A 15,041-nucleotide genomic window follows, 5' to 3' on the forward strand; every position below is an offset into this window, starting at 1 on the left:
TGTTTCATTAACAGGCTTGAAGATGAGATAGTATTAATCTTTCAACAGTAAAGAAATTTCCTTACTATAAATTTCCCTGATAGTAATGACATTCGCTTTACGTATTTTAGCAAGCAGTTCAAGAAACAATTTTTCTTTTTTCTATGTAACTTATTTAAACCAACCCATTTCTTTAAATCTGGAAATAGCTTCAATTCGATTTTTTACATGTAATTTTTCTAAAATAACAGAAATATAATTGCGAACCGTTCCATGTGATAAATAAAGTTCTTTTGCAATTTCTTTTGTAGACTTTCCTTCTGAAACGAGTTGTAGGACCTCACTCTCTCGGTCTGTTAAAGGATTTTCTGTTGTTGCATCATGTTCGTAAATAATATCGACAAGTTCCGGTGCATATATTTTACGTCCTGACATGATCGCACGAATAGAATCAGCCAGTTCATTAATGGGACTATCTTTTAATAAATATCCACGAACACCAGCTTTTCTGGCACGTTCAAAATAGCCTGCACGAGCAAATGTAGTCAAAATTATAATTTTACAGTTACTTTCCTTTAATTCTTCAGCAGCTGCTAATCCAGTTTTTAATGGCATCTCAATATCCATAATACAGATGTCTGGTTTTAATTCCCGAACCAAATGAATCGCTTCTTCACCGTTTTTTGCCATTCCAATAACATCAAAATCTTCTTCCATATTTAACAAAGATCCTAATGCACTAAGCATCATTCCTTGATCTTCAGCAATGACAATTTTAATCATTTTATTTCTCCTTTTGCACTTGTTTTAGAATAGCGGGAACACTAATTTTTAATATTGTACCTTTAGTAGCCGCTTCAATTTTTAGGGAACCATTCACAAATTCAAGCCTTTCCCGGATTCCGTCTAACCCAGTTCCAGGCAACAGATCACTATTTCCTGGAATTCCAATTCCATCATCTCTCACTTCAATTTCAAATGAATCAGATTTAGTTGAAAAGGAAATGTGGCAAGTTTTAGCAAAACTGTGCTTAACAACGTTCGTTACGGTTTCTTTCATACACATACCTAATATATTTTCGATTAAAGGTGATCCGGTAGCAAATTCTGGATCCCCGTTAATGATCAACTTTATTTCGGCAGCTATAAGAATTTGTTCAATTCGTAATAGCTCTCTTTTGATAGTTGTTGAACGCATATCAGAGACGAGATCTCGTACTTCTTTTAATGCAGTACCAGCTGTTTTTCTTATATCTAGTAACTCTTTTTCTGCGCGCTCGGGATCTCGGGATATTAATTTACCGACTAAGTCACTTTTCAGCCCAATCAAGGATAGTTTTTGTCCAAGAGTATCATGTAAATCTCTTGCAATTCGTTGCCTTTCTTCATAAATGGTTAGTTCAGAAATTCTTTCTTTAGCAACTTCTAATTGACCTTCCAAATTTTCACGGCGATTACGATAATATAAATTAAATGGTAATAAAACTGTTCCGATTAAACAAATGAGAATGAAATGTAATTGAGGCAAGAAAAGATCAATTTTGATAAAAAAGCCTGCAATCACTGCCCCAAGAGCCGTTGCAATATGAAGGCCATACATAATAAAAAAACCTGCCGTATGACGAATATTCCCAATAAAGAAAGCCGTAAATAAGGCGAAATAAACGAAACCAAATAGTAGAGTCATCACGATGTTTATAACCATTTCAAAACTTAACCACATATAAACAATGCCACTTTTAGCTTTAAAGGAAAACCGATAAGAAATAAAAAATAAAAGTAAAAGTAAAATACCTACTGCAATTTCAATGAGTGAAGAGGAACGAAATATAAAAAAGAAAGGTAGTAAACAGAAGATTATCCACGTATAAATACTTAGCCAAGGATTTTTTGGAAATATACTGTACCAACTATGCATTTGATTCACCATCCTGTTCTGTTGTATATTGTATCAATTTAACCATAATTAAAACAGCCGTCTAATAAATAGACGACTGATTTTTTATTATTTACCTTCGATACTTGTCTGTTTTGTTTTTAATAATTCGCTAGGTCTTTTTTGTTGTTTGGTTAAATGCTTAATCATTCTAAACGTAACGAATGATTTGTTTTCTGGATCATACAATCGATACTTGATTGATGCAAGACTAGTTCCGATTGTAATTGTCGTTGCTCGTTGAAGTGGTGGCGTTGAATTATGTGCTTCTTCTAAATTGTAATTTGGAACTCGTGGTGCAAGGTGATGGACATGATGGAAACCTATATTGCCAGTAAGCCACTGCAAAAGCTTTGGTAACTGATAATAAGAGCTTCCTTCAACAGCTGCTTTTACATAATTCCATTCTGATTCTTCTTCAAAATAAGAGTCCTCAAACGTGTGCTGGATATAAAATAACCAGATTCCAAGTGCAGCTGCAACATACATCATAATACCTTGAACGAGTAAGAATGCTTGCCAACCCATTAAGAAAATCATTAACCCATATAAAATAATGATGCTTATATTAGTAATATACGTGTTTTTTCTCTCTTTCTTTCTAGCGTCTTTTCGGTTTATACGATTAGAAACTAACACTAAATAAAGAGGACCAAGTCCAAACATTATGAATGGATTTCGATATAAACGATATTTAATTCGTTCCCATCGGTTAGCTTTCAAATATTCGTCTATGGTCATCACCCAAATATCGCCTATACCACGCTTGTCCAAATTGGAGCTGGATGCATGATGAATAGCATGTTCCCGTTTCCATTTTTCATAAGGAAATAAAGTAATGATCCCTGTAATCGTCCCAAGTATATCATTCGTTTTTTTGTGATTAAAAAACGAACCATGGGTACAATCGTGAAATATAATAAAGGTTCGTACAACAAAACCTGAACCAATTATTGCAAATAAAATGGTTAGCCAAACGGAGATTTGCAGACTTGTATAGCTAAGGATCCAAAATAATATTAGCGGCAGTAATGTATTGAAAAGTTGAATAATGCTTTTTTTGTTATTTGCTTTTGTGTATGGGGCGACACTTTTGTGTAAAGCCTTTGTTTTTTCTCTAGACATATGATCCTCCATAGTATGTTTTTCATACTATTAATACTAATCGTTTGGATTCTTTGTCGATAGACTCATATGTCATCATTTTCATATGACAAATGTCATGTTTTATGAATACATACAAAAATGAAGAATGATTACGAAGCCGAACATTATTGCTTAAAGCTAATTCATTTTTTCTTTAGTAATGTAATCTTCTTTTTACCAAGAATAAATATCCAAATATCGTGAAATATTCCAGTCTCATGAAGAATTTTCATGAGAATAAATGTGAGCGGACCTAAGATAATTCCGATTACACCAATTAATTTAAATCCAACATACATTGTCAGTAGTGTCAAAAGTGGACTAATGCCTATACTGGAGGAAAGGATTTTTGGTTTTATTAATTGTCTTTGTAAAACGATTAAGCCGTAAAGAATTGATAATCCGGTTCCTAAAAAAATATCTCCTGTTGAAAAGCAATAGATTACCCACGGTAAAAACAAAATAATTGCACCGAGATATGGTAAAAAGTCAACGATCCAAATAATTAAAGCAATGGATAATGCATGTTCTACTCGTAAAACTAGTAGGCCAATAAACACAATCACTGCAGAAATAAAGGTTAACTTAAATTCGGCCTTTAAAAATCCGAGTAACGTACGTTGTAACCCCTCATAGATTTGATTAATTCTTGTTTGAACAGTAGCAGGAATTTTATTATGTAATCTTTTAACGATATGGTACCAATCTTTACTAATAAAAAAAGTGGCTAATAATGAAATAATTAAGGTCGTAGCAAAACTCGGTAATTTTGAAATGATAAAATATAATCCATTTCCAAGTGCTTGAACAATTGCACTAAAAGCATTTGTCAGTTTTTCACCGGCAAATTGCATACTTTCAAGAATCGTACTTCGTTGACTTTGGTCTAAATCTTGAAATAAATGTAATAAGTTATTATAGATTGGAAAAATTCTTTCCAAGTAAATTTTCTCCATATAAATAGTGAAACTATTATAATGTTCAGGTACCACATTAGAAAGGTACGAAAAACCTTGAATAATTTCGTTGACAAGAAGTGTAACGGCTGTAGAAATTACAGCCAGTATAATAAGTATAGAAGATAAGACAGCAAATCCTCGAGGCATTTTTGTTTTACGTTGAATAAGTTCAACAAGAGGATTAATTAAAAGAGCAAGAAAAAAGCCGATAATAAAAGGGACAGTTAATTTGCCAATAAAGAAAATAGCAATAATGCCGAGTATAAATGCAGCAATAACAACAAGAACTCTAAGAGCAATAAATAAATAGGTTTTATTCATTTTAAATCAGCCGCCTTTATTTGGGTCGTGATTAAAAGTATTTTACCATAAGAAGGGAAAAGTTATGAGTGAAAAGAGCGAGAAAAAAGATATTGCTGTTTTTTAACGTAGAAAAGAATGAAAGTTGCTAAGAGCTTTTACGGTGAAAGCCAGCGAACATATAATTTCTAGACGACTCTTGTTAGGATAAGACGGGAAGGAGAAAAAAATTCCCTACCCCCTTTAAATAAAAAACCTTCCGAATAGGAAGGTGATTGAATATTATTTTGTTGCTAGGCGTAGTCCTTTTATATCGCCTATGTGGATACCTTCATGCCAAGTAATAAATTGTAGGGAAGATTCCACCGTTTCAAGCAACATTCCATTTAAATCTCGTACTTTTGATACTTTATTTTGGAGTTTATCTTTAAAGAAATTCTCAATTCGTCCTTCTTGTTCTCTTAAGGCTTCGAGCAGCTCTTCTTTTGAAGGAACGTTTCCTTCCCATTCAGAAGGTCGAGATCCATCAAGGAATAAAGGCATCCAGTTGGGACGGGTTATTTCGTAATTGTGATCTGCATCATGCATGAAACCTTCTGCTTCAGCGTAAATATGGCCAGCGTGCCATCGAATTGTATTCGGCCAATTTTGAGGTTGAATATCCCACAGGCTTTCATCTAATTTTGGAAGAATGATTAACGTGGAGGTACGAGAATACTTAAATAGTTTCATTGACTCCATGAAAACAACTCCTTTTTAAAATATGTGATACGAACCTACATCTTTATTATTATTAGCATAACATACTTAAAAATCCTTATCATATTATTTGTTTGTAGTAAAAACCGACAGATTACTCGTTCTTTTATACTAGATATTAAAAATAAAGTTATTGTAAAATTAAAATAGATAAAGATGGATTATGTTATAGTAGGAACTACAGGGGGAATTAACGATGCAAACACGCTTGCTACTTGTAGAAGATGATCCTGAAATTGCTCGGGTTGTTCGAGATATGTTTGTACGAGAAGGATACATAGTAACATGGGCAACGACTGGCCTAGAAGGCTGGGAAGACTTCCAACAGGAACATTATGATTTAGCACTAATTGATTTAATGTTACCAGAAATGGATGGATTTACTCTTTGCAAGAATATCAGGTGGGAAAGTGATATTCCTCTCATTATTATTAGTGCCCGTAAAGAAGACGAAGATAAAATTGAAGGACTCGACTTAGGGGCTGATGACTATATTGCGAAGCCATTCAGTTTGAAAGAGTTAAAAGCACGTGTGGAATCTCAACTAAGACGGTGGAGGAGATATCAAGGGATCCCTTTGAATGAAAATGTCTCAACGTATCAAGGAGGACTAACAGTATATTGGGACCAAAACAAAATTAAAATAGAAGAAGAAGAGAGTATTTTAACCGTAAAAGAATTTGATTTATTAAAAGTGTTAGCGCAAAACCCGGAACGAATTTTCTCAAAAGAAGAATTATTTAACCATGTGTGGCGTCAAGTAGATCAGGAAGGACTTCATACGATTACTGTCCATGTAAAGTCACTACGTTCTAAATTAAAAGACCCGGTAAAAACCCCCAGGTACATTCAAACAGTATGGGGGAAGGGATACCAGTTTATTGGTGAATTAATGTGAAAATAAAAACTTGGTTATTAATCTCTTATTTTATCGTCATGATACTTCCATTATTATCTGCTTATTTCCTTTTCGCTTGGGTTACTTCCTATCATAGTAATCAAAAGGTAGAAGAGTACTATGAAGCTTTTTCACAGATACAGACGATAAAGCAAGAATTGGAGCATCCAAGCTTATATGAATTAGCAACTTCTAAAAGTGTGATAGATAATTTAACTAACAAGGAAACTACTATTAATTTATATAACGCGGATGGATTTTTAGTTTATGCTTCGGAGCCGGCTTACCAAGAATATAGAAATGATAAATCATTATATGAGGATTTATATGAATTGCAACAGGGGTTACGGTCATTTGTTTATAAGGAACCCGTATTTGAAGAGGATGGAGCAATTGCCGGGTTCTTTGAGATTAAGATTGCCCGAGATGAGCTATTAAAAACTATTGTGAGACGCGGATGGATTGTAACTGCTTTATTTATTACGTCATTCATACTTATTTATAGTGCAATTGCTTTTATAGTAAATCGCAGACTAAGTAAAAGACTATATGGATTGATGGATGAAATGTCTGCTTTCGCTAGAGGAAATACGTATGTGGAAACGGAAACGGGAAAAGACGAAATCGGTGAGCTAAAAAAGCATTTTTATACAATGCGTAAGCAAATTGTTGCCGCTCGGGAAGTGATTGAGCAGGAACAAAAGGTAAAAGAATATATGGTTGCGTCAATTTCACATGATCTTAAAACCCCACTTACATCAATTAAAGCATATGCCGAGTCACTTGATGATACGAAAGGACTTTCTGTACAAGAACGTGAAATGTACCGGAACGTGATCATAGATAAATCTGACTTTATGAAACAAATGTTAGATGATCTAATCACGCATACATTATTACAGTCAGAAAACTATGAATTAGAGAAAGTTTCCGTCGATGGAGAAGAGTTTTTCGATATGATAGTTTCCGATTATGATGCATTATGTGAGAAAAAGGATATTACGTTAACTGCTTGCAATTATGTGTATGGTAATTATGATGTGAACCCGAAACAGATGATGCGAGTGGCCGATAACTTGATGATGAATGCGATTCAGCATACACCAAGGACAGGAAAGATCTGGTTTTATGCTATTTCTGAACCTACAAACTTGGGTGACTGGCTATTTGCATATGTCAGAAATACATTTACTTTTGATTTTACAAACTATGCCTATCTTATTGTTCAAAATGAAGGGAAAGGCGTTCCACCGGAAAAAATAGATTATTTATTTGATCCGCTCTATCAAGTAGATCAGGCGAGAAGCAAGAAAGATGCTCATGGAACAGGGCTTGGTTTATCGATTACGAAGCAAATTATTGAAAAGCATGATGGGGAAGTGACTGGATTGTCACAGATAAATATGGGTGCTTGTTTCATTTGTTCTATCCCCAAGAGGTGATTAATATGGAGAGAAAAAAACTTTATTCGTTTGTATTCGTTGGAACTTTTCTCATTTTGGGTGGATGTGGTAAAATGAATGCTTTTTCACCTGAACATGTAATCAGCAATGCATTAGATGCGGAAAATACTCTTTCATATTATGGGGAAATGGAAATGTCGATGGATGGCTTTGAAGATATGGATAGCATTCTCATAAAAGAGTGGCGCCATCATGAAAAATCACGAATTGAAGTTGAAGCGGATGGAGAAAAGGTAATTACGGTTAATGATGGTGAAACAGTTCAAATATATGAGGAAAACAGAAATAAAGTCTTACAGATATCAAGTAACGAGTTAGGGGATTATGATATGAATCCCCGAGAACAGGTAGAAATATTGCTGGGGAATATTCAAGATACACATGATATTCAATTGGTTGGTGAGGAAGTAATTTCTGATAGACCGGCAATCCATTTAGTTGCTAAAAAGAAGAAAAATAAAAATTCATTAACTGGGGATCAGGAGTTTTGGTTTGATAAAGAATATTGGCTGTTGTTAAAAATGAAAACAATGGTTGGAGATAATGTTAATGAGATAGAATATACGACAATTGAGTTTAATGCAAAGATGCAAGATAGTCTATTCCGTCTCGACTTATCTGACGATGTAGTAATTGAGACATTAGCGGATTATGATCAGGATGATATGGAAGAAGAAATTACTCTATCTAATATACCTGAAAAATTAGGTTCTCCAGTTTTATATATTCCAGATAGTGATGAGCATAAATTAGGTCATATTACGTATACAGAAAATGAAGTAGAAGCGAGTTACAGAGAGGTGACAATCGATTATAATCAAAATGGCTTGCCTTTAATAACTTTGTTTATTGTTGAAATGAATGATGGGGATGAGGACCAGGATATCTTTGGTGAGGATCTAAAGGAGAAAATCCGAGGGCAAGATGGAATATATATCGATATGACTGCCAATCACTCGATCAGTTGGAATGAAGATAACTTTAATTATTATATCGAAATCAATGATCCAAAGGTTACATTGGATCAGGTGAAAAAATGGGCAGAAGAAATGGAAGAAATAAAATAATTAAAATATTTAAGGAGCTGAAGTAAAATGGCAAATGAAATGAATTCTGAGGTAGAAGAAACAATTGCAGAAAAGCCGTCTTTGTTTGGCATGATTATGAATCCGAAAGAACAGTTTGAGAGAATAAGAGAAAATCCTAAAGTCATTGTAGCGCTAATTATCGTCACCTTGATTACAACGGTAGGGATGCTAATGATGGCAAACGGAATTGACTTTGTGAACGATCCGAGTTTGGCTGGCATGCCTGAAGAAGAACTAATGATAGTTGCAATGATGAGTCAAATTGGTTTTGTCATTATAGGAGTTGTGACTCCTGTATTCGGAATTCTTATTTCTGCGTTCATCCATTGGATCATTTCTAAAATTGTTCATTCGGAAGTTTCATTTAAGCAGTTGTTTTCTATGAACACTTACATTTTCATGATTAGTGCAATTAGCTTCATTTTAAATGGGATTGTTTTTATGTTGATTGGTGGAGAAGCAGAAATACTTTTTACAAGCTTAAACTCAATTATTGGAGCTAAGGGTATTTTAGGAGCTTTTCTTGGATCTATTGAAATATTTTCTATTTGGGCACTTATTATTACAGCAATAGGTTTACAAGTTGTAGCTAAGTTTTCAAAAGGATTATCTTGGGCTGTTGTTATTGCATTTTACATTGTTGGACTCGTTTTTCAGATGATTTCTGCTGGACTTAATACGATGCTAGGTGTTTAATCAATGAAGAAAAAATGGATTGTCATAGGGGTCATAACTGTTATCGTCCTTTTTATTGGGATTAATGTGTGGAAAAATTTATCGAGTTCAACAATAAAAGTAGAAACAGCTACATTAAAAGAAGAAGTAATGAAGGAGACAGTAATCACCCCAGGTACATTAAAATTAGATAAAGAACAGTATGTCTATTTACAGCCTGAAAAAGGTGAAGTTGCTGAGATTTATGTAGAAGAAGGGGAACAGGTAAAGAAAAACGACAAGCTAATTCGCTATGAAAATAAACAACTAGATCTTGAGAAACAACAAAATGAATTGCAAATTAGATCTACAGCACTTAATTTAGAAAATATAAGAAAGCAACACCAGGACATTGACAAAGAACTGGAAAAAGATAAAGAAAATGATATGTTACAACAAGAGCATGACCAGATTAAACTGGACCAGCAAATGACAAATATTGAATTGGAACAAGCAAACTTACAAAAAGAATCCATTTCCTCTCAGATTGAAGATTTGATTGTAAAGTCGGATGTCGATGGGACTGTTTTATCTGTTAACGAAGAAACGAGTACACAAAGTCAAATGAGTGAACAATCTATTATTAGAATTGGCTCACTTGATGATGTTGTAGTAGAAGGAACGATTTCTGAATACGATACGTTGAATATTTCGGAGGACCAAGAAGTAATTCTTACGTCTGATGCTGTCCCGGATGAAGAATGGACAGGGAAAGTAAGTTTTATCGGTGATTTACCAGAAGAGAAAGGTCTAGGAATGGAGCAATCGGATAGTAGTGTCCTTTATCCGATACGCGTTACATTAGATGAAGATATTAAACTTAAGCCTGGTTTTAAAATGTTAATTGAAATTGTAACAAGTGAAGCAAAAGTGCAAACATTACCGATCAATGCAGTGCAGCAAGGGGATGATAAAAATTATGTCTACGTCGTTAAAGGCGGTAAGGCTACTCGTGCTGAGGTGAAGATTGGTTCAGTCGATTCCGAGAAAATAGAAATAAAAGACGGAATAACTAAAGATGACAAAGTGATTGTTAATCCTTCTGATAGTATCACTGAAGGGATGGAAGTGACAATCAAATGATTCAGTTAAACAAAGTTGTAAAAAGTTATCCTGTTGCTGGCAATGATTTAGTCGTGCTAAAAGATATAGATTTGCAGATTGACGATGGTGAATTTGTTGCAATTATGGGTCCTTCGGGTTCAGGGAAATCAACATTAATGAATATCATTGGTTGTCTGGATAAACCGACAACTGGTGAATATTTGCTTAATGGAAAGCAAGTTTCTGATTATGATGAAAAAGAATTAGCCCAAGTACGGAACCAATCAGTTGGATTTGTATTTCAGCAATTTCAATTATTGCCACGTTTAAATGCACTTCAAAATGTAGAACTACCAATGATATACGCAGGAATAGCGAAAAAAGAAAGATTGGAACGTGCAGCAGAAGCATTGGAGAAGGTAGGTTTAGCTGATCGAGCAGACCACTTACCGAATGAATTATCGGGCGGACAAAAGCAACGAGTTGCAATTGCCCGGGCAATTGTTAATGAACCAAATATTATTTTGGCAGATGAACCGACTGGAGCATTAGATTCAAAAACAGGCGTTCAAATAATGGAGATGTTTACTTTGTTAAACAAAGAAGGAACGTCTATTATTCTAGTAACACATGAAGCTGAAGTGGCGAGTTACGCGGATCGGACGATATTTGTTCGCGATGGAAAAGTAACTTCTGCGGAAGAAGTGGTTGGTCAGGAAGCACTGGAGAAATTAATTGGTATGGATGAGGACATCGTTAAATCAGAAGTTGAGCAGGAGGAGGGAGAGGTGTGAGTGTTTTAGAAAATATTAAAATGGCATTTGCCTCCCTTCGTGCTCATAAAATGCGTTCTATTTTGACGATGCTTGGAATTATAATCGGAGTGGGCTCCGTAATTGCTGTCGTTGCAATTGGTCAAGGTGGAGAAGCAGTATTAAAATCACAATTTACTGGTGATTCTAATACGATTGAATTGCTATACATGCCATCTGATGAGGAGTTAGAGGCAAATTCTAGTTCTCTCTTTGAAGATGCGTTTACACAAGAAGATATTAAAATGATTGAAACGATCCCAGAAGTAGAGAAAGTTGTTGCAACTAGTACTGAATCAACAACTGTTCGTTATCGTCAAGAAAGTACCGATGGGATGATAATGGGAGTTAATCAAGCATACTTAGATGTACATGGACTGGAAATTGCCGAAGGAAGAAACTTATTGGCAGCAGACTTTTTAGGTGGTGCCAGAGTTGCGGTAGTAAGTGAGAATTTTCAAGAAGAATTATTTGATGATGAGGAAGAAAAACTTCTCGGTAAAGTCATTTATGTCGGAGATCAACCAGTTGAAATTATTGGGGTAATGGAGAGTGAAGGTGGACTTTTCAGCTTTGGCTCTAATACTGTGTATCTGCCGATGAAGACTTGGCAGTCTGTTTTCGCAAAAACTTCGATTACAGAAGTTTCTATCCAAGCAATTGGAACAGATGAATTACAAATTGCTGGGGAAAAAGCTGCAGCGATGTTAAATCAAATACATGACAAAGATGATTCATATCAAATATTAAATATGGAAGAGATTGGGGAGGCAATAGGGAAAGTTACTCGGATTATGACAATAATTATTAGTAGTATTGCTGGAGTCTCTCTTTTGGTCGGCGGTATAGGGGTTATGAATATCATGCTCGTATCTGTCACAGAACGAACTAGGGAAATAGGAGTAAGGATGTCTCTTGGAGCAACTAGAGGACAAATATTGTTTCAATTTTTAATCGAAGCAATGACATTAACATTAATAGGTGGGTTGATTGGAATGTTACTTGGTTCTGGGGCTGCACTGACAGTGTCCCATTTCGCGGGCTGGCCACCTTTAGTGTCATTACCAGTTATAGTAGGTGGAATATTGTTCTCCATGCTTATTGGAATTATATTCGGCCTTCTGCCTGCGAATAAAGCGTCAAGACTTGATCCGATAGAATCGCTAAGGTATGAGTGATACCGCTGATATTTCAAAGATATATCGCTGAATTAATTCTCCAAACCGCCGATAAAACTGCCAAACCGCCAAAATAATGATTAATTCGCTGATATAAAGAGATTATCGCTGATATATCATCAATAAAAAACCACGTAAGGATAGTGAACTCCTCACGTGGTTTCTTATGTCAAGGTCTAATTTAGTTTAACGATCGTTCTCCCTTTTACTTTGCCTGCTAAAATATCATTTAATGTAGCTGGCAGCTCTTCCAAAGTTAACTCATTCGAAATTTCTGCTAATTGTTTCAGCTTTAAGTAGTCGCCCATTCGCTTCCATAATTCAGCACGAATTTCCATCGGGCAATAGACGGAATCAATCCCCAGTAAATTTACTCCTCTTAAAATAAATGGGAAAACGGTTGTCGGTAAATTTGTTCCTCCAGTTAGTCCAGTAACTGCAACAGATCCACCGTATTTGGTTGTACTTAATATATATACAAGAGTCTTTCCGCCAACAGGATCAATCGCCCCTGCCCATTTTTGTTTATCAAGGGGTCTAATTTTTTCAGGTTGTAATTCTTCACGAGAAATAATTTCTTTTGCTCCAATTTTATATAAATAATCATGTTCAGAAGTTTTTCCTGTGCTTGCTACTACCTCATAGCCAAGTTTTCCAAGCATTGCAACAGCTAAACTTCCAACACCTCCGGAAGCCCCTGTCACAAGAACTGGCCCAGCATCAGTTGTTAATCCACTATCCTCGAGTCGTTGAATAGATAGCGCAGCAGTAAAACCAGCAGTTCCATATGCCATCGCTTCCTTCATCGAAAGCCCTTCAGGCAATGGTACAATCCATTCAGAAGGAATTCTAGCATATTCACTATATCCACCGAAGTGAGAAACACCAATTTCATAGCTTGTGGCGATTACTTCATCGCCTTCTTTAAACTGTTTATTCGTTGAACTTACTACTGTTCCGGCCAGGTCAATTCCCGGAACATGTGGGTAGTTACGAACGATATTTCCATCAGGGATAGCAGCAAGTCCATCTTTATAGTTTACACTCGAATATGCTACCTTAATGACCACATCACCTTCAGGTAAGTCATTTAAATTTAGATTTGCTACACTTACATTGAAAACGTTTTCCTTTTTATCTACAATTAACGCTTTAAAATTATCCATTTTCCGATCATTCCCTTCTAAAAATAGTGTTTGTTTTTATTATAGTAAAATCAATAGTAACTTTCAGTGTTTTCGTTTTATTCTAATACTTCCCATTTATTTTCGGTGGCGATTCTTCGTAATTTTTCGTCCGGACAAACCGCAACGGGATGACCAACTAAATTGAGCACAGAAAGATCTGAGTAGCTGTCTCCATACGCATAACTATTCTCCCAATTAATCTGTTTATCTCGTAACGCTTCATGAATAAGTTCATTTTTACGCTCAGCTTGTACATGGTCGATATCTTTTTGTTCATCAAGCGTATTATTTTGTAATGGAATTTCTGTACCAATAATTTCATCAACTGGAAATTCTAAAGTAACCGCCTCTAATAAAGGAGTAAAAGCTCCTGAAACAATCATAACGTAATCATTATTGTGCACATGATCATGAAGTTTAGAAACTACTTCTTCACTAAAATCTTCTTTCATTTCTGTAGCAACTTCTGCAAAATATTTATCTAATTCATTTTTCGTTAATCCTGAAAAAGAACGCAAATAACGTTGCATTAATTGTTTTTTCATTTTTCTTTCTGGATAAACACGTATTTTATAAGCGAGATAAGGTAATAAGATAGCTCGATAAAAACTTTTATACCGTGAACCATACACAGGGTGCTTCTTTAAATGATTCATTAACAGATTAAATGTCTCTTTTTTGTATAATGTTCCATCAAAATCAAAAATTGCTACTCTCATGTCATCACCAGTTTTCTATATACGTTCATTAATCTAAATAATACAGAGTTTACTATTGTTATGCAATTTAATACATTAAAGATAAAGCTATAAGGCATACATAACTTATATTAAATAAGTTAAAGTAGGTTTTGGAGGGAAGGAAAATGGGTAAAAAACAAATCAATGAATTAAAAGAAATATTTGAGCAGAATAGAAACGAGAAAAATGCGATTCCGATGAAAAAGTATATGCGGGAACAGTTTCTTTTTATTGGTCTGAAATCTAAAGAAAGAAAAGAATTGTCTAAAGAATTTATGAAGAGACTGCCTTTTGATAAAGAACTTGAGTCAGTTATTAAAACATTATGGGCTTTGCCAGAACGGGAATACCAATATGTTGCAATTGATTATTTAATCAAATATAAGAAACTTCTTACGTCAGAACATGTCGAGCTTTTAGAATATTTAATTAAGACAAAACCATGGTGGGATACAGTAGACGCCATTGCAACTCATTTGGTCGGTACGTTATTTCAAAACCATCCTCATTTAATAAATTCACGAGGAAATCAATGGCTACACTCTGACTCTATATGGTTAAAACGTACTATGATCATTTGTCAGTTGAAATATAAAGAGAAAACAAATGAAAAGTTACTTTTTACTATTATTAAAGAGACAAAAGATATTGATCAATTTTTTATCCAAAAAGCAATTGGATGGGCATTAAGAGAATACTCAAAAACAAATCCAACCTCTGTTTTTCGATTTATCAATAATGAAAAATTGTCTAATTTAGCTAGAAGAGAAGGGTTAAAACATATCGAAATTAAATAATATTTTTCATAACTATTAAAATAGTTTTCTTGTAAAAATTA

General features: G+C 34.6%; 14 protein-coding genes and 1 pseudogene. 8 read left to right on the top strand and 7 right to left on the bottom strand.

Annotated features, from left to right (window positions below; genetic code table 11):
• Positions 1–150: 150 nt before the first annotated feature.
• The 5 genes from SPD48_RS16420 to SPD48_RS16440 all read right to left on the bottom strand — a co-directional run bounded on the left by SPD48_RS16420 (position 151) and on the right by SPD48_RS16440 (position 5,061).
• Positions 151–762 carry a response regulator transcription factor gene (locus SPD48_RS16420; protein ID WP_336259208.1) on the bottom strand — a complete coding sequence of 204 codons (612 nt, stop codon included), beginning with the start codon at positions 760–762 and terminating at the stop codon, positions 151–153.
• 1 nt (position 763) lies between these two features.
• Positions 764–1,897: a sensor histidine kinase gene (locus SPD48_RS16425; protein ID WP_336259209.1), complete on the bottom strand. Its 1,134-nt coding sequence runs from the start codon at positions 1,895–1,897 to the stop codon at positions 764–766.
• 87 nt (positions 1,898–1,984) lie between these two features.
• On the bottom strand, positions 1,985–3,040 hold the full coding sequence (locus SPD48_RS16430) for a fatty acid desaturase (protein ID WP_336259210.1): 1,056 nt from the start codon (positions 3,038–3,040) through the stop codon (positions 1,985–1,987).
• Between the two features lie 164 nt (positions 3,041–3,204).
• On the bottom strand, positions 3,205–4,341 hold the full coding sequence (gene ytvI, locus SPD48_RS16435) for a sporulation integral membrane protein YtvI (protein ID WP_336259211.1): 1,137 nt from the start codon (positions 4,339–4,341) through the stop codon (positions 3,205–3,207).
• A 261-nt stretch (positions 4,342–4,602) separates the two neighbouring features.
• Positions 4,603–5,061, bottom strand: coding sequence for a DinB family protein (locus SPD48_RS16440; RefSeq protein ID WP_336259212.1), 459 nt, complete (start codon positions 5,059–5,061; stop codon positions 4,603–4,605).
• A 214-nt stretch (positions 5,062–5,275) separates the two neighbouring features.
• Between SPD48_RS16440 and SPD48_RS16445 the strand changes: the two genes are divergently transcribed.
• From SPD48_RS16445 to SPD48_RS16475, 7 genes and pseudogenes are all read left to right on the top strand, one after another.
• Positions 5,276–5,977 (top strand): response regulator transcription factor, encoded by a 702-nt coding sequence (locus SPD48_RS16445; RefSeq protein WP_336259213.1) that lies wholly within the window; start codon positions 5,276–5,278, stop codon positions 5,975–5,977.
• Complete coding sequence (locus tag SPD48_RS16450; protein WP_336259214.1) at positions 5,974–7,419, top strand: sensor histidine kinase; 1,446 nt, start codon at positions 5,974–5,976, stop codon at positions 7,417–7,419. Before SPD48_RS16445 ends, SPD48_RS16450 begins: the two co-directional genes overlap by 4 nt.
• Positions 7,420–7,424: 5 nt before the next feature.
• Positions 7,425–8,507, top strand: coding sequence for a LolA family protein (locus tag SPD48_RS16455; protein ID WP_336259215.1), 1,083 nt, complete (start codon positions 7,425–7,427; stop codon positions 8,505–8,507).
• Between the two features lie 27 nt (positions 8,508–8,534).
• Entirely contained in the window at positions 8,535–9,224 is a 690-nt protein-coding gene (locus tag SPD48_RS16460) for a Yip1 family protein (RefSeq protein ID WP_336259216.1), read from the top strand.
• A 3-nt stretch (positions 9,225–9,227) separates the two neighbouring features.
• Entirely contained in the window at positions 9,228–10,325 is a 1,098-nt protein-coding gene (locus tag SPD48_RS16465) for an efflux RND transporter periplasmic adaptor subunit (protein WP_336259217.1), read from the top strand.
• Positions 10,322–10,987, top strand: a pseudogene (locus SPD48_RS16470) (ABC transporter ATP-binding protein); the annotation flags it as partial. The gene SPD48_RS16465 and the pseudogene SPD48_RS16470, both read left to right, overlap by 4 nt.
• An 89-nt stretch (positions 10,988–11,076) precedes the next feature.
• A complete protein-coding gene (locus tag SPD48_RS16475) occupies positions 11,077–12,276 on the top strand; it encodes an ABC transporter permease (RefSeq protein ID WP_336259218.1) in 1,200 nt (399 codons plus the stop codon).
• Between the two features lie 176 nt (positions 12,277–12,452).
• On the opposite strand, the gene SPD48_RS16480 is transcribed toward SPD48_RS16475, so the two are convergent.
• Both SPD48_RS16480 and SPD48_RS16485 read right to left on the bottom strand, forming a co-directional pair.
• Positions 12,453–13,442, bottom strand: a complete 990-nt coding sequence (locus SPD48_RS16480) for an NADPH:quinone oxidoreductase family protein (RefSeq protein ID WP_336259219.1) — start codon at positions 13,440–13,442, stop codon at positions 12,453–12,455.
• A gap of 77 nt (positions 13,443–13,519) precedes the next feature.
• Positions 13,520–14,182, bottom strand: coding sequence for an HAD family hydrolase (locus tag SPD48_RS16485; RefSeq protein WP_336259220.1), 663 nt, complete (start codon positions 14,180–14,182; stop codon positions 13,520–13,522).
• Between the two features lie 146 nt (positions 14,183–14,328).
• Here SPD48_RS16485 and SPD48_RS16490 point away from each other — a divergent pair, with 146 nt between their 5' ends.
• A complete protein-coding gene (locus SPD48_RS16490; protein WP_336259221.1) occupies positions 14,329–15,000 on the top strand; it encodes a DNA alkylation repair protein in 672 nt (223 codons plus the stop codon).
• Positions 15,001–15,041 lie beyond the last annotated feature (41 nt).

This window comes from Pseudogracilibacillus sp. SE30717A (genome assembly GCF_037071985.1).
In the GTDB taxonomy this organism is placed as follows: Bacteria; Bacillota; Bacilli; order Bacillales; family Amphibacillaceae; genus Pseudogracilibacillus.